Source organism: uncultured Tepidimonas sp., assembly GCF_938045175.1.
In the GTDB taxonomy this organism is placed as follows: domain Bacteria; phylum Pseudomonadota; class Gammaproteobacteria; order Burkholderiales; family Burkholderiaceae_C; genus Tepidimonas.
This window is the reverse complement of the sequence record NZ_CALIND010000175.1, coordinates 1-23,430: the sequence shown is the minus strand read 5'-3', so window position 1 is coordinate 23,430 and position 23,430 is coordinate 1. Positions and strand designations below refer to the sequence as shown.

Genomic DNA, 23,430 nt, shown 5'->3' with positions numbered 1-23,430 from the left:
TCTCGGTCAGGGTGCGGTTGCGGGCGTCAAGGGCAAGGCCCTGACGCCAGACGGCCAGCGCCTCGTCGCGCTCACCCAGCATCCACAGCACCTCGCCCAGGTGGGCGGCGATCTCGGCATCCGGGCGCTGCTGCATGGCTTGCGTGAGCAGCCGCCGCGCCTCGGGCCAATTGCCCAGGCGGTATTCCACCCAGCCCAGGCTGTCGATGATGTAGGCGTCGTCCGGCGCGCGGCGCAGCGCTTCCTCGATCAGTGCCTTGGCCTCGGTCAGGCGCACGCCACGGTCGGCCAGGGCGTAGCCCAGCGCGTTGTAGGCGTGCGCGTCGTCGGGTTTGCGCGCGATGACGGCGCGCAGCAGCCGCTCCATCTCGTCGAGCCGACCGGTGCGCTCGGCCACCATTGCCAGCTCATACTGCAGATCGGGGTCGTCGGGCGTGTCGCGCAGGGCCTGGGTCAGCACGTCATACGCGGCTTGCGGCTGGTCTTGGTCGCGCAGCAGCCGCGCTTCGGCGATCAGCAGGCGGCGCCGTTCGTCCGGGCGCGCCGTGCGGGTGTGCTGCAGTACCGCGCGCGCCTCGGCCATGCGCCCGCGCTCGGCCAGCGCTTGGGCATAGCTGATGGCCACCACGGGATCGGTGTCGGAGGCGTTGCGGGTCGCATGCAAGTAGCGCTGCACGAGAGGTTCGGCTTCTTCTGGGCGGCGTTCGAGCAGCTCCACGGCCAGCAAAGCACCCGCGGCGGCGCGCGGGTCGGCCTGGATGGCTTGGCGTGCGGCGTGTAACGCCTGTTCGTCGTCCCCCGCTTGGCGATGCACGCGCCCGAGCGCGGCCCACGCCGCTGCCGAGGTCGGGGGCTCGCGCAAAAAAGGCTCGAGTGCGGTTTGGGCAGCGGCCACCGCCTCGGCCTTGTCCGACGCGCGCGCCAGCAGCGAGGGGATCACGGCAATCAGCGCAGGGCGTTGCGGCGCCGGGGTGGCGCGTATCCAGTCGCGCAGGACCGGGCCCGCCTCGCGTACCCGCTGCAGCCCGAGCAGCAATTGCAGTTCGGTGCGGCGCGCTTCGTCGTCGGCAGGCAGGCGTTGCCGCCATTCACGCACCGCGGACAGCGCCGCTTGGGGTGCGCGGCCCTGCAGCGCGATTTCCATCGCGCGCCGAAAGAGCTCCGGGTGACCGGTGCGCCGCGCCGCTTCCAAGATGAGGGAGTAGGCCGCGCCCGGGTCGTGGCGGCGTTGCAGTTCGGCGATCAGCAGTTGATAAAACAGCTCCGCATCGAGCCCCGAGGGGGCGGTGTCGAGCCTCGACGCTGGTGCGCCCGCGATGGGCAGCGCGGGTTGCCCCGCCGGTTGGGCGAGCGCCGGCGGCAGCGCCAAGCCGGCGAGCAGCCAGAGGATGACGAGCGGGGAGCGCAGGCGCGGCATGGACGGTCCGATCGGGGGTGTGCTCGGTTGATGATAATGCAGTGCGTCCATTTCCTCGTTCCGTGAGTCGTCATGCCCGAGTTGCCCGAAGTCGAAGTGACCCGTCTGCGCATCGCCGACCGGTTGGCGGGCGCGCGCATCGAGGCCGTGCGCTACGGGCTTGCGCTGCGCTGGCCGCTGGGGGTGGAGCCACCAGCGCTGGTGGGCCGTCGCGTGCAAGCGGTGCGGCGGCGTGGCAAGTACTTGCTGATCGAATTGGAGGTCGGTTGGCTGCTGGTGCACCTGGGCATGTCGGGCAGCCTGACGTGGTTGACGCAGCCGCCACCGCCAGGCCGACATGACCATTTCGATTTAGTGACCGACCGCGGCACGCTGCGCCTGCGCGATCCACGCCGGTTCGGGGCCGTGGTCTATGCGCACGCGCTCGACGCCCCGGTGGCGCAGCGGCTGTTGGGCGGGCTGGGGGTCGAGCCGCTGGACGAGGCGTTCGACCCAGTGCGTTTTCATGCCGCGTTGCGCCGGCGGCGCGCAGCCATCAAGAGCGTGCTGCTGGCCGGCGACGTGGTGGTGGGCGTGGGCAACATCTACGCCAGCGAAGCCCTGTTTTTGGCGGGCATCCGTCCGACCACGCCCGCGATGCGCATCAGCCGGGCGCGGGCCCAGCGGCTGCATGCAGCGATCCGGCAGGTGCTGCAACGCGCGCTGGCCGTGGGGGGCAGTACGCTGCGGGACTTTCGCGCCGACGGGCAGGATGGGCACTTTCAGCTCGAGACGTGGGTCTACGGCCGCGCGGGCCAGCCGTGCCGCGTGTGCGGTACGCCGATTCGCGTCATGCGCCAGGGGCAGCGCTCCACCTACTACTGCCCGCAGTGCCAAGCGCGCTGAGGAAGGCTCCACGCGCGCCGCGTGGGCGGGCCGGTGTATAGTGGCTGCACCCTTGGATCACTGCAGTTGCCATGTCGTTTTCCCGCGATCTCGACGCTCACAGCGCCTGGCGCCGCCAGCAGGCACAGCGCTTGGGCGTCCTGGCCGAGGCGCTGGCGGCGCGCGATTTGCTCGACGGCGGCCTACGTGAGCGGCTGGAGCGTTTGCAGCGCCGGCTGCAGACGGACAAGGTCATGGTCGCATTCGTCGCGGAGTTCTCGCGCGGCAAGTCGGAACTGATCAATGCCGTCTTCTTCGCCGGCTATGGTCGGCGTATCATGCCCGCGAGCGCCGGTCGCACGACGATGTGCCCGACCGAGCTGGGCTATGACGCCGATCTGCCCCCGTGCCTGCGCTTGCTGCCGATCGAGACCCGGCTGCAGCCGCAATCGCTGCTGGAGTGGCGCAGCGCCCCCGAGCGCTGGCAGCGCATCGACCTGGATGTGGACGATCCGGAGCAGCTCGCGCGGGCGCTCGAGACCGTGGCGGAGGTGGTGCGTGTACCCGTGGAGCAAGCGCGGGCACTCGGGTTTTGGCACGACGAGGCCCCGCAGGACAATCCGCTGCCCGGGCCCGACGGCCTGGTCGAGGTGCCGCGCTGGCGCCACGCGCTCATCAACCTGGCGCACCCCCTGCTCAAGCAGGGGCTGGTGGTGCTGGACACGCCGGGGCTCAACGCCATCGGTGCCGAGCCGGAGCTGACCGTGGGTCTGCTGCCGCTGGCACAGGCGGTGGTGTTCGTGCTCGCGGCCGATGCCGGCGTGAGCAAATCCGACCTGGCCATCTGGCGCGAGCACCTGGCGCCGGCGGCCGAAGGGGTCGATGCGCGGCTGGTGGTGCTCAACAAGATCGATGTGCTGTGGGACGGCCTGAGCACGCCCGAGGCCATCGAAGCCCAGATCGAGCGGCAGCGGGCAGGTACGGCGCAGGTGCTGGGCCTGGATCCGTCGCAGGTGATCGCGGTGTCGGCGCAAAAGGGGTTGCTGGCCAAAGTGCGCGGGGACGAGACCTTGCTGGCCGACAGCCGCCTGCCCGCGCTGGAACAGGCGTTGACCGAGGGTGTGTTGCAGCGGCGCCGAGAATGGCTGGGCGGGCAGGTCGACGCCGCGCTGAGTAGCCTGGTTGCCGAGGTCGAGCAGCGCTGGCGCTGGCGCGACCGCGAATGGCAAGACCAGATCGAAGAGCTGCAGGGGTTGGCGGGCAAGAACAGCGCCGTCATCGCGCAGATGCGGCGGCGCATCGAGCAAGAGCAGCGCGACTTCGACGCCGGGGGGATGCGCATCCAGGCGCTGCGCAGCGTGCACCTGCGACTGCTGCGCGAACTGTTCGGTTTGCTGGGCAGCCAGTCGTTGCAGGCGGGTGTGCAGGCGCTGGCCGCCGCTTTGCGCCAACCCGGGGTGAAGTTGGGTATCCGCGGCGTCTACGGAGAAGCGTTCGCGCAGCTGCACGGCACGCTGGCGCAGGCACAAGAAAAAGCAGCCGAGGTGCAGGCGATGCTGCAGGCGTCGTTTCGCAGCCTGAACGCCGAATACGGGTTTGCGCTGCAGCTCCCCGGCGCGCTCGATCTGGCCCCTTTTGCGGCCGAGCTGCGCGACATCGAGCAAAGCCACCTGCAATACCTGGGGCTGACGAATGTCTTGCGGCTGGCACGAGCGGAGTATGGCGAGCGGCTCGCCAAGGCCGTGGTCGGGCGCTTGCAGGCGGTATTCGACGCGGCGCTGGCCGAGGTGGAGTCGTGGAACAAGGCGGCGGCCGCGCAGCTCGACGCGCAGCTGCGCGAGCGGCGCCGACACTTTGCCCGGCGCTTGGAAGCCGTGCATCGCATCGAGGCGGCAGCCGGCAGCCTGGACGAGCGGCTGGCCGAGTTGCGCGAGCAGCGAGAGCAGACCGCGCGCGACGTGCAGGCGTTGCGGCAGCTGCTCGGCGACGAGACCGCGCCGCCGGTGCCGGTTGTCCCCGTCGCCGACGACGACCGCCGATGAGTGCTCCTTGCGTGGCGCTGCCCGAGCGGCTTCGGGTCGAGTGGTTCGCCCGTGTGGTGGCCTGGCAACGGGGGCATGGCCGCCGGGGGCTGCCGTGGCAAGGCAGCCGCGATTCCTATCGGGTCTGGCTGTCCGAGGTCATGCTGCAGCAGACGCAAGTCGCCACCGTCCTGCGCTATTACGAGCGTTTCTTGCAGCGTTTTCCAGACGTGTACACGCTCGCCGCCGCGTCACTGGACGAGGTGTTGGCGCTCTGGAGCGGCCTGGGCTACTACAGCCGCGCGCGCCACTTGCATGCGTGTGCAAAGGCTGTGGTGCAGCACCATGGCGGGGTGTTTCCTGCGACGGCCGATGCGCTGGCGACGCTGCCAGGCATCGGGCCATCCACGGCAGCCGCCATCGCCGCGTTTTGCTGGGGTGAGCGCCGCTCGATCCTGGACGGCAACGTGCGGCGGGTGCTGGCACGCGTGTGGGCCGATGCAGGCCCGGACGCGGCCGCGCATCGGTGGTGGTGGAACACCGCGCAGGCGCTGGTGCCCGCCGATGCGTCGGCCGATGACATGGCGGCGTACACGCAGGGCTTGATGGATCTGGGCGCGACGGTGTGTACCCGCACACGGCCGCGCTGTGCCGATTGCCCTGTGGCCACGCTGTGCGCAGGCCACGCCAGCGGCGAGCCGACCCGCTGGCCGGCGCGCACGCCCCGTCCGGCGCGCCGCACCGAGACCTGGTGGCTGCCCCTGTATGTGCGCGCGGATGGCGCCTGGTGGCTGCAACGTCGCCCGGCGCGTGGTATTTGGGCCGGGTTGTGGTCGCCGCCCGTGCTGCGCGAGGAGGCGGGGCTGCGCGCCTGGTTGGCGTCGCATCCCGACGTGCGTGCGCAGTGGGCACCGGTCATCGACCATGCGCTGACGCACCGCGACCTGCGTTTGCAGCCCGTGTGCTGCCGTGTGCCGCTGGCCGATGCGGCGGTGGCACCCAATGCGCCGGGCGTGCTGCCCGACCAGGGGGCATGGTGGGTCCCGGCTGACGCGTTTGCGCTCGGCTTGCCAGCTCCGGTGCGTGCGTGGCTTCAGGCGCTGGGGGCGGGTGAGCGCACGTCCAGCTCGCGGTGACGGCGCTGCACCGACCACTGGGGAGCGAAGTGCGCGGCCAGCCGCTCGACCAGATAGACCGAGCGGTGCTGCCCGCCGGTGCAGCCGATGGCCACCGTGACGTAGCTGCGGTGATCGCGCACCAGGCGCGGCAGCCAATGCTCCAGAAAGCGGGTGATGTGCGTGCGCATCTCGGCGACCTCGGGTTCGGCCTCCAGATAGGCTGCCACCGCCGGGTCCAGCCCCGTCAGGGGCCGCAGTGCGGGATCGTAGTGGGGGTTGGGCAGCATGCGCACGTCGAACACGAAGTCGGCGTCCATCGGCACGCCACGTTTGAAGGCGAACGATTCGAACACGAGCGCCAGCGGCGCGGGGGTGCGCACCAGCAGCGACTTGACTTCGGTGCGCAACTGGGCAGCCTTGAGCTGGCTGGTGTCGATGACCAGGGCCCCTTCGCGCAGCGGTGCCAGCAACTCGCGCTCCAGCGCCAGTGCATCGACCAGCGCGCGTCGCTGGTCGGCGCTGTGGCGCACCGACAGCGGGTGCATGCGCCGCGTCTCCGAGTAGCGGCGGATCAGCACGTCGTCGCTGGCATCCAGAAACAGGATGGTGAGCGCCATGTCGCGCTCGCGCAGCGCGGCCAGCCGCTGCGGCAAGCCCGGCAGCGACGCGGCGCTGCGCACGTCGATCGCCACGGCCACCCGCTCGGCGTGGTGGCTGCGCTCGACGTCGATGAACGCCTCCAGCAGCTCCGGCGGCAGGTTATCCACGCAGTAAAAGCCCGAGTCCTCCAACGCATGCAGGGCCACGGATTTGCCCGACCCCGACATGCCGGTGATGAGCACGATCTGCAGCGGCCCACCCGCGGCAGGCGTCGTCTGCGGGGCGGCGTCGGCGTTGGGCGTGGGCTGGGTCGGTGGGTTCATGGCTGCAGCAGCTCCCGTGCGTGGGCCAGCGAGGTCTCCGAGCCGCTGCCGCCCAACATGCGCGCCAGCTCCTGGACGCGCGCGTCACCCTCCAGCGGCGTGACCAGGCTGACCGTGGCGCCGCCCTCGCGTGTCTTGCTCACGTGCAGGTGGTGATGGGCGCACGCGGCCACCTGGGGGAGGTGGGTGACAGCCAATACCTGGCGGTCGCCGCCTAACCGCGCCATCAACTGGCCCACCGTGTGCGCCACGGCACCGCCAATACCGCTGTCGATCTCGTCGAAGATCAGTGTGGGAGCCTCACCCAACTGGCTGGTGACGACCGCGATCGCGAGTGCGATGCGCGACAACTCACCGCCCGAGGCCACTTTGCCCACCGGGCGCGGCGTGGTGCCCGCGTGCCCTGCGACCAAAAACTCCACGCGCTCCAGCCCGCTGGCCTGCGGCTCGGGCAGCGGCTCCAGCCGCACCTCGAAGCGGCCACCGGCCATGCCCAAGCCTTGCATCGCCTCGGTGATGGCTGCGCCTAGCCTCGCGGCAGCGGGCTGCCGCGCTTGGGAGACGGCCTGCGCCTGCGCCAGGAAAGCGGCACGCGCCCGCTCAGCGCTGGCGCGCAGCGCATCCAGATCGGCTGCGCGTTGCAGCTCGCGCAGGCGGGCCTGCCAGTCCTGCCAGCGCTGGTGCAGCTCTTGCGGTGGGCAGCGGTAGCGGCGTGCCAGCGCCAGCCAGCGCGACAGGCGCTCGTCCAGGGCCGCCAGCGCGGCCGGGTCCAGTTCGGTGTGCGCGGCGTGGTGCTGCAAGTCGCGGCAGGCGTCGCTCACCTGGTCGAGTGCTTGCTGCAGCACGTCGGCCAGCTCGGCATAGCGGGGTTCGATGTGCGCCTGCTCGCGCAGCGCGTGGATGGCGCGACCCATCAGCCCGCTGGCGTTGATCTCGTCGCCGTCCAGCGCGGCCAGCGCGCTCTGCGCGGCGTCGATCAGCGTTTGCGCGTGCGCCAGCCGGGCGTGCTGGCGGTTGAGTTCGTCCCACTCGTCCGCCCCGGGCGCGAGCCGCGCCACCTCGTCGATTTGCCACTGCAGCCGCTCGCGTTCGGCGTCGCGCGTGGCTTGGCCCGCGATGGCGGCCTCCAGCGCCGCCTCGGCGCTGCGCCAGTCCAACCACGCCGCTTGCAGGGCCGAGGTGTCCAGCCGGGCGTAGCGGTCTAGCAAGTCGCGCACGCGGTCCGCCCGCGTCAGGCTCTGCCACGCGTGCTGGCCGTGGATGTCCACCAGGTATTCCCCCAGCGCCCGCAGCTGGGCGGCGGTGGCCGGGCTGCCGTGGATCCAGGCGCGGCTGCGGCCTTGCGCATCGACGGTGCGGCGCAGCAACACGGGTTCGCCCGCGGCCACCTCGAACCCCTGTTCGCGCAGCCAATCGAGGGCAGCGCGCGGCACGTCGAACTCACCTGCCACCTCGGCGCGCGCCGCGCCCTCACGCACCACGTGCGCTTCCGCGCGTCCGCCCAACAGCAGTTGGAGCGCATCGATCAGGATCGACTTGCCCGCTCCGGTTTCCCCGGTCAGGGCCGTGAATCCGGGGCCCAATTCCAGATCCAACGAGCGCACGATGACGAAGTCGCGTACCGCCAGCCGCAGCCAGCTCATGCCTCGGTCTCCTTGACGGGGGTCATGTGGCAACCCCTTCGTTCCAGTGCAGCTTGCGCCGCAGGGTATCGAAGTAGCTCCAGCCCACCGGGTGCAGCAGCCGCAGCGTGTGCACCGAGCGCCGTACCACAATGCGGTCGCCCGGCAGCAGGCTGGTAAACGTTTGCATGTCGAAGTGCGCGCTGGGTTCGCGTCCGGCGACCACTTCGATCACGATCTCGCCGTCGCTGGGCAGCACGATGGGGCGGTTGGACAGCGTGTGCGGCGCGATCGGCACCATCACCCAGCCGGCGATCGCGGGGTGCAACAGGGGGCCACCGGCCGACAGGGCGTAGGCGGTGGAACCCGTGGGCGAGGCGATGATGAGCCCATCGGCGCGCTGGTTGGCCACAAAGTGGCCATCGACCTCGACGCGCAGCTCGACCATGCTGGGGGCACCCCCGCGGTTGACCACCACGTCGTTCATGGCGATGGTCTCGAACACGCCATGCCCATCGCGCCAGACGCCGGCGTGCATGAGGGTGCGGCGCTCTTCCTCGTAAGCCCCGCGCAGCATGGGATGCAGGATGTCGGCGAACCGATCGAACGGAATGTCGGTGATGAAGCCAAGCCGCCCCTGGTTGATTCCGATGAGGGGTACACCATAAGGCCCCAACTGGCGGCCGATGCCCAGCATGGTGCCATCACCCCCGACGACCAGTGCCAGGTCACAATGCGCGCCGATGCCCGCAACGTCGCGCGTGCCATCCCCCAGCGGGCCGATGTGGTGCGCCGTCTCTCGCTCCAGCGTCACCTCGCACCCTTGGTCGTGCAAAAAGTGCACGACCTGCTCCAGGGCCTCGCGGCTGCCACTGGCGTGGTATTTGCCCACCAGGGCCACGCGCTCAAAGCGCAACGCAACACTGCCGTCCACGGACGCGACGGGCGATGCGGGCTGCACGGTGGGCGGTTTCATGCTCAAATTACAACACGAGAAAGCGACGGTGCCATGATGTTAGACGAGCGTTCCAAATTGCTGCTCAAGGCGTTGGTCGAGCGCTACATTGCGGACGGCCAGCCGGTGGGCTCGCGCACGCTGTCCAAGGCGGCCGGGCTCGATCTGTCGCCCGCAACGATCCGCAACGTGATGAGCGACCTCGAGGACTTGGGGCTGGTGGCCAGTCCCCACACCTCGGCCGGGCGCGTGCCGACACCGCGCGGCTACCGCTATTTCGTGGACACGATGCTGACCGTGCGGCGCGCCGAGCTGCCCACCATCGACGCCCTGCCCGCGCCGGCGTTGGCGGCCGACCAGCCGCGCCAAGTGCTCAGCCAGGCGGCGCAGCTACTGTCGCAGCTGTCGCACTTCGTGGGCGTGGTGCGGGTGCCGCGGCGGTCGGCCGTGTTTCGGCACATCGAATTTCTGCGTCTGTCGGAGCGCCGCGTGCTCGTCATTCTGGTCTCGCCCGACGGGGAGGTGCAAAACCGCATCCTGCACCCCCAGACGGAATTTACCCAAGATCAGCTGCAGTCGGCGGCCAACTACCTGAATGCGCACTACGCCGGGCTGGCGCTCGACGAGGTGCGTGCGCGCCTGCGCGACGAGGTGGATACCCTGCGCGGCGAGATTGCGGGGCTGATGGTCAAGGCGGTGGAGGCCGGCAGCGAGGCGGCCCAGACGGACGAGGTGGTGATCGCGGGCGAGCGCAACCTGCTGGAGGTCGACGACTTTGCGCGCGACATGAGCAATCTGCGTAAGCTGTTCGATTTGTTCGAGCAAAAAACCCAGGTCATGCGGCTGCTGGACATCTCGGCCCAGGCCGACGGGGTGAGCATTTTCATCGGTGGCGACAGCCAGGTGGTGCCATACGAAGAGCTCTCGGTGGTCAGCGCGCCGTATGAAGTCGACGGCCAAGTCGTGGGTACCTTGGGCGTCATCGGCCCGCAGCGCATGCCCTACGACCGCATGATCCAAATCGTCGACATTACCGCCAAGCTGGTCGGGCAAGCGCTCAGTCAGGGTCGGGGGGAGTGATCGCGCGAAGCCATTAGCAGTCTGCTCAGGCGGTATCGTCGTCCACTGCCAGCCAGTCGGTCGCGTCCAGTCCGGAGGGTGCGTCGGCTGGCAGCGCCTCCACGCCCCGCAGGCGGCGCTCGATGGCGCGTGTGCGCACGCCGATGTCGTCGAACTTGCGCGCCGCCTGGTCGATCGATTTGCGCGTGGCGTCGATGATCTGGCCGAATTTGCCAAACTCGGTCTTGACGCTGGCCAGGATGGCCCACACCTCGGACGAGCGCTTCTCGATCGCCAGCGTGCGAAAGCCCAGCCGCAGGCTGTTGAGCATGGCGGCCAACGTCGTGGGCCCTGCCAGCACGACGCGGCATTCGTTTTGTAGCGTCTCGACCATGCCGGGGATGCGGCAAGCCTCGGCGAACAGCCCCTCGGTGGGCAGGAACAGGATCGCGAAGTCAGTGGTCTTGGGGGGGTTGAGGTATTTTTCGCGGATTTTGCGCGCCTCGGCCTTGAGCGCACTGGCAAACGCCTGCGTCGCCCGGGCGATCGTGTCTTTGTCACCGCTGTCGTGCGCGTCCAGCAGCCGCTGATAGTCCTCCACCGGGTACTTGGAGTCGATCGGCAGCCACACCGTCTCCTGGTCGTGGCGCCCCGGCATCTTGATTGCGAACTCGACCAGCTCGTTGCTGCCCTCGACGGTGCGCACGTTGCGCTCGTATTGTTCGACGGTCAAGAGGCTGTCGATGAGCGCGCCCAGTTGCACCTCGCCCCACGTGCCGCGTGCGCGTACGTTGGTCATGACGCGCTTGAGGTCGCCCACGCTACCGGCCAGTTGCTTCATCTCGCCCAGGCCGGCGTGCACCTGCTCCAGCCGTTCGCTCACCAAGCGGAAGGAATCGCCCAGGCGCTGCTCCAGCGTGGCGTGTAGTTTTTCGTCGACGGTGCGGCGCATCTCCTCCAGCTTGGTGGTGTTGTCGGCTTGGATGGCCGCCAGCCGCTCGTTGAGCGCGGCACGCAGCTGCTCCGAGTTGTGCTGTGCCCCCTGCACCATCGCTTGTAACTGCTGTGCCACCGAATCCTGCAGCGCGGCAAACTGTCGGTGCATCAGGCCGCCCGTTGCTTCGAGCTGGTCCTTCAGGGCCTGCGACATCGCGCCCAACTGGGCGGAGACGTCGCGCTTGAGCGCTTCCAGCGTGGTCTGTGTGGCCTGCCCCAGTTCCTGTCGACCTTGGCGCGCTTCTTCCACGGTGCGGTCGAGTTTGGCGTCGAGCGTCTGGCGCGATGCCTCCAGCCGCTCGGCCGTGGCCGCCGTGAACTCATCGAGCCGGGTGTGCAGCCGCTCCACCCCGGCGTCGAGCCGGGCGCCCGTCTGCAGCAGCGCCTGCATTTGCTGCTCCAGCAGCCCCAGGCGGGCCGCCAAGTCGGCCGGTGTCTCGAAGCGCGGCCGACGCAGCAGCAGCACGAGCAGCAAAGCCACACCCAGCAGGCCCAGCCCGACGGCGGCCAGCAGCAAGAATTCGTTGGTCATGTCGGCATCCTCCCCAAGGGTCGAGCCGCAAGCATAGCGCGCAAAGCGTGCCCACTGGCCGTCGCCGCCCCGTACAATGCAGCCCTCCGCAGGGGCCGTTAGCTCAGTTGGTCAGAGCAGGGGACTCATAATCCCTTGGTCGCAGGTTCGAGCCCTGCACGGCCTACCAGGAAAATCAATGGGTGACGCGGCTTTCCCCGAGGTTGTACCCGCGGCGCGCGTGGGTTGCTTTGGGATGTGTAGACACGGTGTGGGAAGCACTTTCAGTGTCCGCACCGGACCGGTTGTCGGCTCAGAGTGTCATTCAGCCAGACACCGCATGGCCAGTCGGTCAGTAGCGGCGTCGAGAATGTCAGGAACGTCCCAAAACTGGTGTATACTGCGGGCTTCAGCAAGCGGCTGTAGCTCAGTTGGATAGAGTACTTGGCTACGAACCAAGGGGTCGTGGGTTCGAATCCTGCCAGCCGCGCCAAACATGCAAGGCCAGTCCAACGGACTGGCCTTTTTTCCGTGGTGCGCCCCGGTTGGGGCGTCCCACTGCGGGTGCCCAGGACGTCCATGCCCGATCCGGCCGACATCGAACTGCGTGACCTGACCGCCGGGTATGAGCGTCACCCGGCGGTGCACCACGTCAGCCTGCGCTGGCGACGCGGCGACTTGGCCGCCGTGGTGGGTCCGAACGGTGCGGGCAAGTCCACCTTGCTCAAATGCGTGGCGGGGCGGCTGCGCCCGATGCGCGGGCGTTTGACCGGGGTTTCGCCCAATCAGGTCGCCTATTTGCCGCAGATCAGTGAGGTGGACCGGTCGTTCCCTGTGACCGTTGCCGAGCTGGTATCGATGGGCTTGTGGCACGAGCTGGGCGTCTGGCGGCGCCCCACGCTGGTGCAGCGCCAGCGGGTGCAGCAGGCGATCGAGGCCGTGGGTCTGCAAGGCTTCGAGCGGCGCACGCTCGACACGCTGTCTGGGGGGCAGTTTCAGCGCACGCTGTTTGCGCGCCTGATGTTGCAAGATGCGCCCGTGGTATTGCTCGACGAGCCCTTTACGGGGGTGGACGCGCGCACGCTGGAAGATTTGGTGTGTGTGCTGCAGCGCTGGCACGAGGCCGGGCGTACCGTGATCGCGGTGCTGCACGATGTGGCGCTGGTGCGTGCGGTTTTTCCGACCACGACGCTGCTGGCGCGCGAGCTGGTGGCGCACGGGCCCACCCAGGCCGTGCTGACCGAAGCCAACCTGCTGCGCGCGCGCCGCTTGCAGGAGGCGTTCGACGAGCAGGCGGAGCTGTGCGACGTGTCCGAGCCCAACGCTGCCGAGGAGTCCTCGCATGCTCACCGGCATTGAGGGGCTGATGGGTTGGCTGGGCGCGGCCACGGGGTTGGAGTTCGGCTTCATGCAGCGCGCCGCGCTGGGGTGCGTGCTGCTGGCGCTGGGCGCGGCGCCCGTGGGGGTTTTTTTGATGCTGCGCCGCATGAGCCTGATGGGCGATGCGATGTCGCACGCCATCTTGCCCGGTGCGGCCATCGGTTATTGGTTGGCCGGGCTGTCGCTGCCCGCGATGACCGCTGGCGGCATCGTGGGCGGGCTGGTGGTCGCGGCTGCCGCCGGCGTGGTGGCGCGCCACACGGTGATACGCGAAGACGCTGCGCTGGCCACGTTTTATCTCACCTCGCTGGCGCTGGGGGTGTTGATCCTGTCGGTACGCGGCACGCAAATCGACCTGCTGCACGTGTTGTTCGGTTCGGTGCTGGCGCTGGAGGCGTCGGTGCTGGGGCTGCTGGCGGCAGTGGCGGCGTTGACGCTGGTGGGGTTGGCCGGGCTGTGGCGGCCGCTGGTCATGGAGTGTGTCGATCCGGCGTTTTTGCGCGGCGTCAGCCGTTGGGGGGCGGCGGCGCACCACGGGTTTCTGGCGCTGGTGGTGATCAATCTGGTCGCGGCCTTCCATGCCTTGGGCACGTTGATGGCGGTGGCCATGATGGTGTTGCCTGCCGCGGCGGCGCGGTTTTGGTTTCGGCGCTTGCAGCCGCTACTGGTGGCAGCGGTGCTGATGGCGGCCGTCTTGTCGCTGCTGGGGCTGTGGCTGTCGTACCGCACCGACTGGCCCACCAGTCCCACCATCGTGCTGTTGCTGGGGGCATGGTACGGCGTGTCGATGCTAGTGGGGCCATACGGCTGGTGGCGCCAGCAGCATGTGCCGCAGCGCCATCTTAAGGGGTGAATCGATGCGATGTCACGCCCATGCCGCGCGAAGCGGCTAAGCTAGGCGCCATGCAAGCATGGCATGGTGCAATCCTTTGGTTCGATCCGCACACGGACGAGCCGCATGTTCACTTCGAGCCCGACGGTTGGCTGGTCACCGCAGCCGACGCCGACGGGGTGCAGCGCGTGGTGGCGGTCGGACCGGCCGATGCCCTGCGCGCGGCGTATCCGGACGCTGCCGTGACCGACTGTCGCGGCTGCTTGATCGCGCCCGGCTTCATCGACCTGCACATCCACTACCCGCAAACGGACGTCATCGGCTCGCCCGCCGACGGCCTGTTGCCGTGGCTGGAGCGCTATACCTTCCCGCACGAGGCTCGGTTCGCCGACGCGGATCATGCGGCCGAGGTCGCGCGCTTTTTCGTCGACGAGCTGCTGCGCCACGGCGTCACCACGGCGCTGGCCTTTGCCACCTCGCACCCGGTGTCGGTGGACGCGCTGCTGATCGAAGCGGGCGCGCGGGGCTTGCGCTGTATCGCGGGCAAGGTGCTGCAGGACCGCCACAGCCCCGACGGCGTGCGCGACGAGACCGAGCGCTCGCTGGCCGATACCGAGGCGCTGATCGCGCGTTGGCACGGGCGTGGGCGGCTGGGTTATGCCATCACGCCGCGCTTTGCGCCCAGTTGCAGCGATGCGCAGCTGCGCGGCGCGGGCGAGTTGGCGGCGCGCTACCCCGATGTGTGGGTGCAGTCGCATGTCGCCGAAAATGTCGACGAGGTGCGCTGGGTGCGTGAGCTATACCCGCACGATCGCAGCTATCTGGCGGTGTACGAGCGCTTCGGGCTGCTGCGCCCGCGCGCCGTCTATGCGCACGGCATCTACCTGGACGACGCCGACCGCGCGCTGCTGGCTCAGACCGGCGCGGCGATTGCGGTGTCGCCCACCAGCAACCTGTTCTTGGGCAGCGGCTTCTTCGACTATGCGGCAGCGCGCGCGGGCAGCGTGCGCCACGGCCTGGCCAGCGATGTGGGCGGGGGCATGAGCTTCGACCCCTTCGTCACCATGCGCGCGGCCTATACCGTCGCGCGCGCCGCCGTGCGTGGCGATGGCCAGCCGAAAGTGGGTCTGAGCCTGTCGGCCGTCGACTTGTGGTGGCAGCACACGGCCGGTGCGGCGCGCGCCCTGGGGCTGGACGGGGTGATCGGATCGCTGGCGCCGGGCAGCGAGGCGGACTTCGTCGTGCTCGATGCGCAGGCCATCCCCTTGCTGGCGCGGCGCACGGCTCAGGCCGCGTCGTTGGCGGAATGGTTGTTCGCCTGGGTCATGCTGGCCGATGAGCGTGTGGTGCGTCAGGTGATCGTCGCCGGTACCCCAGCGCAGACACACCACTTTACCGACGCATCAGGCGCGCTTCACGTCGGATCGGTATCCTAGGGCGATCCATGCATCGAACCTTCGTCGCTCCTCATGCGATTCGCATCGTCGCCAGTCTCGTCGGTGCGGCCTACGCGTTGGCCGGGTGTGCCGTCTCCCCGGCCGCGGCACCGCCGTTGGATTCGAAGGTGACCATTCCTGCCCAGTGGTCGTCCGACGCGCCAGGGGCGCCCGGAGTGGTGGCGGCGATCGATTCGCGCTGGTGGACGGCGTGGGGCGACCCGGTGCTCACCGACTGGGTGGAGCGCGCGCTGCGGGCCAATACGGATGTCGCCGCCGCGTTGGCTGCCGTTGCCCAGGCGCGCGCGCTGCGCGATGTGGCGCAGGCGGCCACGGGGCCGTCACTCGGCGCCGGGGCGTCGGCGCAGCGCGCGCAGACGGGCGATGCGGTGGCGCGCACCAACCTGGGTGCGAAGCTGGATGCGAGCTGGGAGATCGATCTCTTCGGCCGCCGTGCGGCAGCACTGCAGGCCGGACAGGCCGACATGCAGGCCAGTGAGGCCGCGCTGGGGCAGGTACGTGTGACACTGGCGGCCGAGGTGGTCACGACCTACTGGGAGATATGGGGGCTGCGCGAGCGCCTGCGCGTCACGCAAGAGAACCTGCGCGCGCAGGAAGAGGCACTGCAGCTGACGCAGTGGCGCGCCCAGGCGGGGCTGGCCTCCGACCTGGACGTACAGACCGCACGCGCGGCCGTCGAGCAGGTGCGCGCGAGCATTCCCGCGCTACAGGCGTCGGCCCGGCAGGCTCGCCATGCGCTGGCGGTGCTGGCCGGCCAGGCGCCGGGTGTGGCCGTGCCCGAGCCGCCCGCCGCGCCCCCCGAGCCGCCCGCTGCGTGGTCGTTGCCCGTGCCGGTGGACGTGCTGCGCCAGCGCCCCGACGTGGCCGCCGCCGAGGCGCGCCTGCAGGCCGCGTTTGCGCGCAGCCGCCAGGCGCAGGCGGCGCGCTGGCCGACGCTGAACGTGGGTGGCACCTTGAGCCTGGCCGCGCCGCGCGTGACCGAGTTGTTCGACGCTGCTGCGCTGACGCGAAGCCTGGCGTTGGCGCTGGCCGCGTCGGTGTTCGATGGGGGGGCGGCGCAAGCGCAGGTGCGCGCGCAAGAGGCCGCCATCGAGCAGGCCCGCGCCGCGCTGCAAGGCGTGTTGCTGGCCGCGTTGCGCGATGTCGAAAACGCCCTGGTTGCGCTCGCCGCCGACCGGCAGCGCCTCGATCATCTGCAACTTGCGGTAGCGGCTGCCACCGAGGCCGAAGCGCTGGCCAGCCAACGCTACCGCGCGGGCCTGATCGACTACCGAACGCTGCTCGATGCGCAGCGCACGCTGTTGTCGCTGCACAACGATCTGGTCGTGGCCCGCACCGCGTGGGCGACCGATCACGTCCGACTCATCAAAGCCCTGGGCGGCGGCTGGGCGCCGCCCGCCGACGGCACGGCGCTGTCGGCGACCTCTCATTGAGCGAATGACCATGCCCCTGTTTCGACGCAAGACGACCCCTGCTGCCGCCGTGGAGACACTGTTGGCCGAGGAGCGCCCCGTGCGCTGGTGGCGCCGGCCCCGCTGGTGGGTCGCCATGCTGCTGCTGGCGGCGGCAGTGGCGGGCGGTCTGTGGTGGCAGGGGCAGAGCCGCCAGCGTGCGCAGCCGGTCTATATCACCGAGCCCATCCAGCGCGGCGACCTGACGCTGACCGTCTCGGCCAACGGCACGCTGCAGCCGGTGCGCTCGGTCAACATCGGCAGCGAGCTCTCGGGCACAGTGCGCGAGGTCTTGGTGGACGTCAACGACCGCGTCCAGCGCGGTCAGGTGCTGGTCGTGCTGGACACGGCCAAGCTGCAAGACCAGGTCAACAGCGCGCGCGCCGCGCTGGCCTCGGCGCAGGCACAAGTCGTGCAGGCTGATGCCAGCGCACGCGAAGCGCAAGCGCAGCTGGCCCGGCTGGAGGAGTTGGCGCGACTGTCCGGTGGCAAGATGCCTTCGGTCGCCGAGCTGGATGCCGCCCGTGCAGCCCTGGAGCGTGCACAGGCCGCGCAGGCCACCGCGCGCGCAGCGGTGGAGCAGGCACGCGCCGCACTGTCGACCAACGAGACCAACCTGGCCAAGGCGTCCATCCGTTCGCCGATCGACGGCGTGGTGCTCACGCGCAACGTTGACCCCGGCAACGCGGTGGCCGCATCGCTGCAGGCGGTCACGCTGCTGACCATCGCGCAGGATCTGCGCCGACTCAAGCTGGACGTGGCGGTAGACGAGGCCGACGTCGGCGTGGTGCGCGAGGGGCTGCCGGCCACGTTTACGGTGAGTGCCTACCCCAGGCGGCGCTATCCGGCCACGGTGGGGCGGGTGGCCTTTGGCGCCACCAAGACGGATAACGTCGTCACCTACACCGCCACGTTGGATGTGGACAACCAGGACCTCTCGCTGCGTCCGGGCATGACCGCCACTGCCAACATCCGCGCGGTGGAGCGCAAGGACGTGCTGCTGGTGCCCAACACGGCGCTGCGCTTCACGCCCACCGAGCCCGCACCGCCGGGCAGCGGCGGTGGGCTGGCGTCCCTGCTCACGCCCAAGCCGCCCTCGATTGGCCGCAAAACGGTGCGGCTGGACAACCGCGGCGGGCCGCGCCAGATCTGGATCCTGCGCGATGGCAAGCCGCAGGCCGTCTCCGTCACGGTGGGTATCAGCGACGGCCGTCTGTCCGAGGTCAGCGGCGAGGGCCTGAGCGAAGGCTTGCCCGTAATCATCGAGCAGCGCAGCAGCGGGCGCACGCCATGAGCACAGCGGTGGCCTTGATCGAGTTGCGCGGCGTCACCAAGACCTACGGGCAAGGAGCGGCCGCCTTCCAGGCGCTACGCGGGGTGGATCTGGTTGTGCAGGCGGGTGAATTTCTGGCCATCATGGGGCCGAGTGGCTCGGGCAAATCCACGGCCATGAACGTGTTGGGCCTACTGGACACACCCACCGCGGGCGAATATCGTTTTCAGGGCGTGCCGGTGCAGTCGCTCTCGCGCGACGAACGCGCGCTCGTGCGTCGGCGCTATTTTGGGTTCGTATTTCAGGGGTTTCACCTGCTGCCGCGCACCACTGCGCAAGAGAATGTCGAGCTGCCGCTGGTCTATCGCGGCCTGCCAGCACGCGAGCGGCGCGCCGCCGCGCGGGCCGCGCTGGCCGACGTCGGACTGGCGGGCTGGGAACACCACACGCCCGCCGAGCTCTCGGGTGGGCAGCAGCAGCGCGTGGCCATCGCGCGCGCCATCGTCACGCAGCCGCGCGTGCTGCTGGCCGATGAACCCACGGGCAACCTCGATTCCCGGCGCAGCCACGAGATCATGGCGCTCATTCGCCAGCTCAACGAAGCGCGGGGCATCACCGTGCTCATGGTCACGCACGAGCCCGACATCGCAGCTTACGCCCGGCGCGTGGTGCATTTTCGCGACGGGGTGGTCGAGCGCGAGGAACGGCGCACGGCCCCGCTGCCCGGTGCGGAGCCGGTGACACAGGGGGTTTGAGCGATGTGGTTCAACACGCTGGTGCTGGCGTTGCGCTCGATCCGGCGCAACCTGATGCGATCCTTCTTGACCGTGCTGGGGGTGGTCATCGGCGTGGCGGCGGTGGTGACGATGGTGACCCTGGGCAACGGCGCGACGTTGGCCATCCAGCAGCAAATCGCGAGTCTTGGCGTCAACCTGTTGCAGGTGCGCCCAGGGCAGCGGCTGGGGCCGGGTGGCTTTGGTTCAGGCGCGCCGTCATTCAAGCTGGCCGATGCGCAAGCCATCGCGTCGCAAACGCCTGGCGTCATGGCGGTGGCAGCCGAGGCGCGCAGCAGCGGCACCGTCGTGGCCAATGGGCGCAACTGGAGCACCAGTCTGGTGGGGGGATCGGCCGACTGGCTGTTCGTCAACAACTGGACGCTGGCCGACGGTCGCGCCTTCACCGACGACGAACACCGCATCGGTGCAGCAGTGTGCATCATCGGCGAGACGGTACGCCGTGAGCTCTATGGACCCAACCCTGCGGTGGGCGACACCGTCCGTGTGCGCCAGATTCCATGCGAGGTGGTGGGCGTGCTCGCGCCCAAGGGGCAGGGCGCGTTCGGGCAAGACCAGGACGACATCGTGCTCATGCCCATCAACACCCTACACAGGCGCGTCGCGGGGCACACGCGCGTCTTCACGCTGCACGTGTCCATGCTCGACGGCGCCGATGCCGAGTCCGTCAAGACCAGTATCCGCGCCATCCTGCGCGAGCGCCGCGCCATCCCCGAGGGTGAAGAGGACAATTTCAACATCCTGGACACGCAGCAACTGGCACAGACCATGTCCGGTACCACGCGCGTCATGACGCTGTTGCTAGGAGCCGTCGCAGCGGTCAGCCTGCTGGTGGGTGGCATCGGCATCATGAACATCATGCTCGTCAGCGTGACCGAGCGCACGCGCGAAATCGGCCTGCGCCTGGCCATCGGGGCGCTGGAGCGCGAGGTGATGGGGCAGTTTTTGATCGAGGCCGTGGTGCTGGCCGCGCTGGGGGGGGTGGTCGGGCTGGCGCTAGCGCTGGTGGCCAGCCTCGGCCTCAGCCAGGCGATGGGCGTGCCGTTCGTCTTCGATCCCGCGATCAACGTGATCGCCTTCGCATTTTCGGCCGCCATCGGCGTGGTGTTTGGCTACGTGCCCGCTCGCCGCGCCGCACGGCTCGATCCCATCGAGGCGCTGCGGCATGAGTGAACGGCGGGAGGGATCGACGTGGCGGAAGCGGTGAGATTCGAACTCACGAACCCTTGCGGGTTGCCGGTTTTCAAGACCGGTGCAATCGACCACTCTGCCACGCTTCCGCTGCCAGCAGCATTGTAGCCGGCGGCGCATCGGCGGCAGGCCGACGGCGTGTCGGAAAAATCCCGACACACGAAACGGCGCGTTTCGGACTCGAGTTGGCGCACATGGCGTCTAGAGTGAAGTCATCCCGAGGTGATGGGTTGTGCCCAGGAGGACTGCACGATGTTGACATTGACCGAGACGCCGACGATGGTTCAGCAGCCGGGCGTGGACGGCTGGTATGCCGTGCCGAAACCGGTGGAGCGACAGATGCGCGCCCACGGCGATGGCGTGCGCCGCGTGGAGTGGTTGCCGTTTACGGTGCGCGTGGCGCAGGGCGAGGCCGAGCTGCGCCTCGCCGCCGAGATACGGTATGCCGCGTATGGCCGACACCTGCCCCCATCCTTGACTGAGGGGTTGCGCGAGCCGGAACCGTTGGACCGCGAGCCGGGTGTGGCGGTGCTGCTGGCGCGCTCGAAAGTGGATGGGTCGGTACTGGGGACGCTGCGCCTGCAGACCAACACCTACCGGCCCCTGGCGCTGGAGCAGTCGTTCGACTTACCCGCTGAAATGGCGACGGCACCGTGCGCCGAAGTGACCCGGCTCGCGGTGGCGCAAGCGGTGCACAGCCGCATGGTCAAAACGCTGATGCTCAAGGCGGCTTACTTTTGGTGCGAGCGGCAGGGGGTGCGGTACGTGCTCGTCACCGCCCGCGCGCCGCTGGACCGTCAATACGCTCGCCTGATGTTTCGCGATGTGCGCCCGGAGGCGGGTTTCGTGCCACTGGCGCATGTGTTCCACCTGCCGCACCGCATCATGTTCTGTGACATCGCGGCCGCGCGTGCCGAGGGAGTGGACCATCCGCTGTACGACTTCTGGTTTGGCACCGATCACCCGGATATCGATCTGGCCGAGGGTGGGGGGTCGCCGGGGGAGGGTATTTCCGGGTGACCGAGCACCCAGTCGACGTGCGCCAGCTCGTCGTCATCGGGAGGCAGGGTGTTGAGGTAATCGCTCAGACGCGGGTCACTGATGAAGTCGGCACCGGAGGATGATGCCAGGATGCGCTCGGCGGAGACGGGGCGGGAGATGGCGTAGCCTTGGACGTAATCGACCCCGATCTCGGCCAGCGTCTCGACGGTCTCGAAGTCCTCGGCCCACTCGGCGATGGTTTTCATGCCCAGGCTCTGCGCGAGGCTGACGATCGCTTCCACGATGGCGACGTTGGCCGGGTGGCGGTTCATGTTGACGATGAAGCTGCCATCGATCTTGAGGATGTCGGCGGGCAGATCCTTGAGGTAGGAGAACGACGTGTAGCCGGCGCCGAAATCGTCGAGCGCGACCCGGGCGCCGTGGCTGCGTACCCGATCGATGAAGCGCCGGGTATTGCCCATGTCGTGCAGTGCGACACTCTCGGTGATCTCCAGGCACAGCCGGCGCACGACGTGCCGATACTGGTCGAGCATGTCGTACATGTCGGCGATGAAGCGCTCGTCGTTGAGCGAAGCGCCACTGAGGTTGAGACAGACAAACTGGTTTTGCGGCAGCGCGGCATCGTGCTGGGCCAGCCAGCGCAGGGTGGACTGCACCACCCAGCGGTCGATAGCGCTCATGCGGCCGGCGGCTTCGCCCGCGCGGATGAGCCGCTCCGTCGGCACGCGGCTACCATGCTCGTCGTGCATGCGCAGCAATACCTCGAAGTTGTGCGACTGGTGCGGATGGCGCAGCGCTACGATGGGCTGCATCTCGAGGAACAAGCCCTCGATCTCCTGCCCCGCCGCCAGTCGCTCGACGAGTTGCATTTCGGCCTCGTGGTCGCGGAAGGCGCGCGATCCGTGCTCGTAGACCACCAGCCCCGTGGTGTGCAGCCGCTTGGCCTCGCGGCAGGCGCGGTCCGCGGTGGCCACCACGTCTTTGGCCGAAACGCCGGGCGCGACCTCGATCAACCCGATGGAGCCACGCACCTGAAACGCGCGGTCGCCGACCAGGTACGGCTGTGCCGTCAGCCGCGACAGCACGTCGCGGCAAATGGCCTCGGCGCGGTGCAGCGGGGTGTCGAGCATGACCAACAAAAACTCGTCGCCGCCCACCCGCCCGAGGTACATGTGCGGCGACAACGGCGTTAGGGCCCGCTCGCACACCTGCTGCAGCACCGCGTCACCGGCGACGTGGCCGTACAGGTCGTTGATGAGCTTGAAGCGGTCCAAATCCAGATACGCCACTGCCAGCGGCTTGCCGCGCCGCAGCCGCTGCAGGCCACGGCCGAGACAGGCCTCGATGCCGCGCCGGTTGAGCACCTTGGTCAGCGGGTCGTGGTCGGCCAGAAACTGCAGGTGCTCGTAGGCGCGCACCTTGTCGGTGATGTCTTGCAGCGTGCCCTCGATCTTGTCGCCGGCGCGCGCAGCCCGCACCTGAAAGCGCCGCCCCACGCCGTCCTCCTGAACGAGAGCAGTCTCGAACTCCACGGTCTGCGCCGGCGTGTCCGGGGCGGCGAGCTGTGCCCAATCGTAGGGCCGAAACCAGCGCTCCCAGTGGTCGCTACCGGCTTCCACCACCTGGCCCACGATGCCGTTGAGGGCCGGGTTGGCACTCAGGAAACGGCCCTGGTGGTCGAGGGTGAACAGACCGATGGGCAGAAAGTCGAAGGTGTGCTGGAGCTCGGCCTGCAGCGCCAGCCGCTGCAAGTGCTCCTGCCGAAATTGCTCGGCGATGGCCAACGAGGCCAGCAGGCTCGACGCCAGCGCCGCCGTGACGCTGTTGACTGCACCGATCAGGCCCTTGAGCCCGAGCGCGGCGGCCACCACCTCGTACAGACTGGCGGCCAGGGCGATGCCCATGGCGCTGGCGTACCACATGGCCACGGGCGAGCGGGTGCGCACCAGAATCACGCCCAGCGCGTAGCCCAGCACGCACACGCCCAAGGCGGTCGCGCTCCAGATGATGGGCAAAAAATACCGGTACGGCAGCACCAGCGCGGCGATGAGCACGGGCACGCATGCCACTACGACTGCCTGCACCCAGCGCAGGGTTCGCGTGCGCTCCAGGTCGGCCTCGAACAGAAAGCGAAACAGCACCACCGTGGCCGTCGAATACAGCGCGAGCGTGGCTTGGCGCAGGGGAGTCAGCCAATCCGGGGGCACGAGTTGGCCCAGCCATTGGTAGTCCCACCCGCCGGAGAGGGCGGCCATGCGTTGGTTGATGACCAGCCAGGCGGCGAAGATGAGGTAGTTGCGGTCGCGGTTGAGGATACCGACGACCAGCGTGAACAGTGCCAGCAACAGCAAGCCGCCGTCGAGCCAGCCGGCATCGCGGTGGAATTCATGTTCGAGGCGGTCGATTTCGGCCACGGAGCGTGTGACGGCAGTGAAGCGCGCGGGCCCGGTGAAGCGCACCTCGCACAGCACGCGCGCGGGCAGTGGCTGCTCCGCCAGCACGAAACCGGCCCGCGACAGGCGAAGCACACCCGACTCGGCTGGCGAGGCGCGGCGGTCGATGCG

General features: G+C 69.2%; 18 protein-coding genes and 3 tRNA genes. 14 read left to right on the top strand and 7 right to left on the bottom strand.

The window, feature by feature from the left end:
* On the bottom strand, nt 1-1,417 hold a 1,417-nt coding region (locus Q0716_RS09165), incomplete at its 3' end, for a tetratricopeptide repeat protein (protein ID WP_299022329.1).
* Between the two features lie 72 nt (nt 1,418-1,489).
* Here Q0716_RS09165 and mutM point away from each other — a divergent pair.
* From mutM to mutY, 3 genes are all read left to right on the top strand, one after another.
* Nucleotides 1,490-2,302, top strand: coding sequence for a bifunctional DNA-formamidopyrimidine glycosylase/DNA-(apurinic or apyrimidinic site) lyase (gene mutM / locus Q0716_RS09160; protein WP_299022327.1), 813 nt, complete (start codon nt 1,490-1,492; stop codon nt 2,300-2,302).
* Between the two features lie 71 nt (nt 2,303-2,373).
* Complete coding sequence (locus Q0716_RS09155) at nt 2,374-4,323, top strand: dynamin family protein (RefSeq protein ID WP_299022324.1); 1,950 nt, start codon at nt 2,374-2,376, stop codon at nt 4,321-4,323.
* On the top strand, nt 4,320-5,438 hold the full coding sequence (mutY, locus tag Q0716_RS09150) for an A/G-specific adenine glycosylase (protein WP_299022322.1): 1,119 nt from the start codon (nt 4,320-4,322) through the stop codon (nt 5,436-5,438). The genes Q0716_RS09155 and mutY overlap by 4 nt, the downstream gene beginning before the upstream one ends.
* On the opposite strand, the gene rapZ is transcribed toward mutY, so the two are convergent.
* From rapZ to Q0716_RS09135, 3 genes are all read right to left on the bottom strand, one after another.
* Nucleotides 5,396-6,247: an RNase adapter RapZ gene (gene rapZ, locus Q0716_RS09145; RefSeq protein ID WP_299022335.1), complete on the bottom strand. Its 852-nt coding sequence runs from the start codon at nt 6,245-6,247 to the stop codon at nt 5,396-5,398. The two genes, mutY and rapZ, sit on opposite strands and share 43 nt — an antisense overlap.
* Nucleotides 6,248-6,339: 92 nt before the next feature.
* Nucleotides 6,340-7,986: a DNA repair protein RecN gene (recN, locus tag Q0716_RS09140; protein WP_299022312.1), complete on the bottom strand. Its 1,647-nt coding sequence runs from the start codon at nt 7,984-7,986 to the stop codon at nt 6,340-6,342.
* Between the two features lie 22 nt (nt 7,987-8,008).
* A complete protein-coding gene (locus Q0716_RS09135) occupies nt 8,009-8,941 on the bottom strand; it encodes an NAD kinase (RefSeq protein ID WP_299022309.1) in 933 nt (310 codons plus the stop codon).
* A 36-nt stretch (nt 8,942-8,977) separates the two neighbouring features.
* Between Q0716_RS09135 and hrcA the strand changes: the two genes are divergently transcribed.
* Complete coding sequence (gene hrcA / locus Q0716_RS09130) at nt 8,978-10,000, top strand: heat-inducible transcriptional repressor HrcA (RefSeq protein ID WP_299022332.1); 1,023 nt, start codon at nt 8,978-8,980, stop codon at nt 9,998-10,000.
* A gap of 25 nt (nt 10,001-10,025) precedes the next feature.
* Here the strand turns inward: hrcA and rmuC are convergent, their stop codons facing one another.
* Nucleotides 10,026-11,507, bottom strand: coding sequence for a DNA recombination protein RmuC (rmuC, locus tag Q0716_RS09125; RefSeq protein WP_299022306.1), 1,482 nt, complete (start codon nt 11,505-11,507; stop codon nt 10,026-10,028).
* A 92-nt stretch (nt 11,508-11,599) separates the two neighbouring features.
* On the opposite strand from rmuC, the gene Q0716_RS09120 reads away from it, so the two are divergent.
* The 9 genes from Q0716_RS09120 (at nt 11,600) to Q0716_RS09080 (ending at nt 19,846) form a co-directional block, all read left to right on the top strand.
* Nucleotides 11,600-11,676 (top strand) — tRNA-Ile (locus Q0716_RS09120).
* Nucleotides 11,677-11,902: 226 nt separating this feature from the next.
* A tRNA-Arg gene (locus tag Q0716_RS09115) sits at nt 11,903-11,979 on the top strand.
* A gap of 86 nt (nt 11,980-12,065) precedes the next feature.
* A complete protein-coding gene (aztA, locus tag Q0716_RS09110) occupies nt 12,066-12,845 on the top strand; it encodes a zinc ABC transporter ATP-binding protein AztA (protein WP_299022304.1) in 780 nt (259 codons plus the stop codon).
* Complete coding sequence (locus Q0716_RS09105) at nt 12,829-13,719, top strand: metal ABC transporter permease (protein ID WP_299022301.1); 891 nt, start codon at nt 12,829-12,831, stop codon at nt 13,717-13,719. The genes aztA and Q0716_RS09105 overlap by 17 nt, the downstream gene beginning before the upstream one ends.
* A gap of 50 nt (nt 13,720-13,769) precedes the next feature.
* Nucleotides 13,770-15,134: a guanine deaminase gene (gene guaD / locus Q0716_RS09100; protein WP_299022299.1), complete on the top strand. Its 1,365-nt coding sequence runs from the start codon at nt 13,770-13,772 to the stop codon at nt 15,132-15,134.
* A gap of 8 nt (nt 15,135-15,142) precedes the next feature.
* Complete coding sequence (locus Q0716_RS09095) at nt 15,143-16,588, top strand: efflux transporter outer membrane subunit (protein WP_299022297.1); 1,446 nt, start codon at nt 15,143-15,145, stop codon at nt 16,586-16,588.
* A gap of 4 nt (nt 16,589-16,592) precedes the next feature.
* Nucleotides 16,593-17,900 (top strand): efflux RND transporter periplasmic adaptor subunit, encoded by a 1,308-nt coding sequence (locus Q0716_RS09090; protein WP_299022294.1) that lies wholly within the window; start codon nt 16,593-16,595, stop codon nt 17,898-17,900.
* Entirely contained in the window at nt 17,897-18,634 is a 738-nt protein-coding gene (locus Q0716_RS09085; RefSeq protein ID WP_299022292.1) for an ABC transporter ATP-binding protein, read from the top strand. Before Q0716_RS09090 ends, Q0716_RS09085 begins: the two co-directional genes overlap by 4 nt.
* 3 nt (nt 18,635-18,637) lie before the next feature.
* Nucleotides 18,638-19,846 carry an ABC transporter permease gene (locus Q0716_RS09080; RefSeq protein WP_299022289.1) on the top strand — a complete coding sequence of 403 codons (1,209 nt, stop codon included), beginning with the start codon at nt 18,638-18,640 and terminating at the stop codon, nt 19,844-19,846.
* A 19-nt stretch (nt 19,847-19,865) separates the two neighbouring features.
* Here the strand turns inward: Q0716_RS09080 and Q0716_RS09075 are convergent.
* Nucleotides 19,866-19,953 (bottom strand) — tRNA-Ser (locus Q0716_RS09075).
* 163 nt (nt 19,954-20,116) lie between these two features.
* Between Q0716_RS09075 and Q0716_RS09070 the strand changes: the two genes are divergently transcribed.
* On the top strand, nt 20,117-20,884 hold the full coding sequence (locus Q0716_RS09070; RefSeq protein ID WP_299022286.1) for a hypothetical protein: 768 nt from the start codon (nt 20,117-20,119) through the stop codon (nt 20,882-20,884).
* Here Q0716_RS09070 and Q0716_RS09065 read toward each other — a convergent pair.
* A partial coding sequence (locus Q0716_RS09065) for an EAL domain-containing protein (protein WP_299022283.1) occupies nt 20,824-23,430 on the bottom strand: 2,607 nt, incomplete at its 5' end. The two genes, Q0716_RS09070 and Q0716_RS09065, sit on opposite strands and share 61 nt — an antisense overlap.

Bases quoted from the DNA above. Each gene is read 5' to 3' on its own strand.
- rmuC (WP_299022306.1), bottom strand. From the start codon at position 11,507: ATGACCAACGAATTCTTGCTGCTGGCCGCCGTCGGGCTGGGCCTGCTG.
- rapZ (WP_299022335.1), bottom strand. From the start codon at position 6,247: ATGTCGGGGTCGGGCAAATCCGTGGCCCTGCATGCGTTGGAGGACTCG.
- Q0716_RS09085 (WP_299022292.1), top strand. From the start codon at position 17,897: ATGAGCACAGCGGTGGCCTTGATCGAGTTGCGCGGCGTCACCAAGACC.
- Q0716_RS09135 (WP_299022309.1), bottom strand. From the start codon at position 8,941: ATGAAACCGCCCACCGTGCAGCCCGCATCGCCCGTCGCGTCCGTGGAC.
- Q0716_RS09095 (WP_299022297.1), top strand. From the start codon at position 15,143: ATGCATCGAACCTTCGTCGCTCCTCATGCGATTCGCATCGTCGCCAGT.
- recN (WP_299022312.1), bottom strand. From the start codon at position 7,986: ATGAGCTGGCTGCGGCTGGCGGTACGCGACTTCGTCATCGTGCGCTCG.
- hrcA (WP_299022332.1), top strand. From the start codon at position 8,978: ATGTTAGACGAGCGTTCCAAATTGCTGCTCAAGGCGTTGGTCGAGCGC.
- aztA (WP_299022304.1), top strand. From the start codon at position 12,066: ATGCCCGATCCGGCCGACATCGAACTGCGTGACCTGACCGCCGGGTAT.
- guaD (WP_299022299.1), top strand. From the start codon at position 13,770: ATGCAAGCATGGCATGGTGCAATCCTTTGGTTCGATCCGCACACGGAC.
- mutY (WP_299022322.1), top strand. From the start codon at position 4,320: ATGAGTGCTCCTTGCGTGGCGCTGCCCGAGCGGCTTCGGGTCGAGTGG.
- Q0716_RS09105 (WP_299022301.1), top strand. From the start codon at position 12,829: ATGCTCACCGGCATTGAGGGGCTGATGGGTTGGCTGGGCGCGGCCACG.
- Q0716_RS09090 (WP_299022294.1), top strand. From the start codon at position 16,593: ATGACCATGCCCCTGTTTCGACGCAAGACGACCCCTGCTGCCGCCGTG.
- Q0716_RS09155 (WP_299022324.1), top strand. From the start codon at position 2,374: ATGTCGTTTTCCCGCGATCTCGACGCTCACAGCGCCTGGCGCCGCCAG.
- mutM (WP_299022327.1), top strand. From the start codon at position 1,490: ATGCCCGAGTTGCCCGAAGTCGAAGTGACCCGTCTGCGCATCGCCGAC.
- Q0716_RS09070 (WP_299022286.1), top strand. From the start codon at position 20,117: ATGTTGACATTGACCGAGACGCCGACGATGGTTCAGCAGCCGGGCGTG.
- Q0716_RS09080 (WP_299022289.1), top strand. From the start codon at position 18,638: ATGTGGTTCAACACGCTGGTGCTGGCGTTGCGCTCGATCCGGCGCAAC.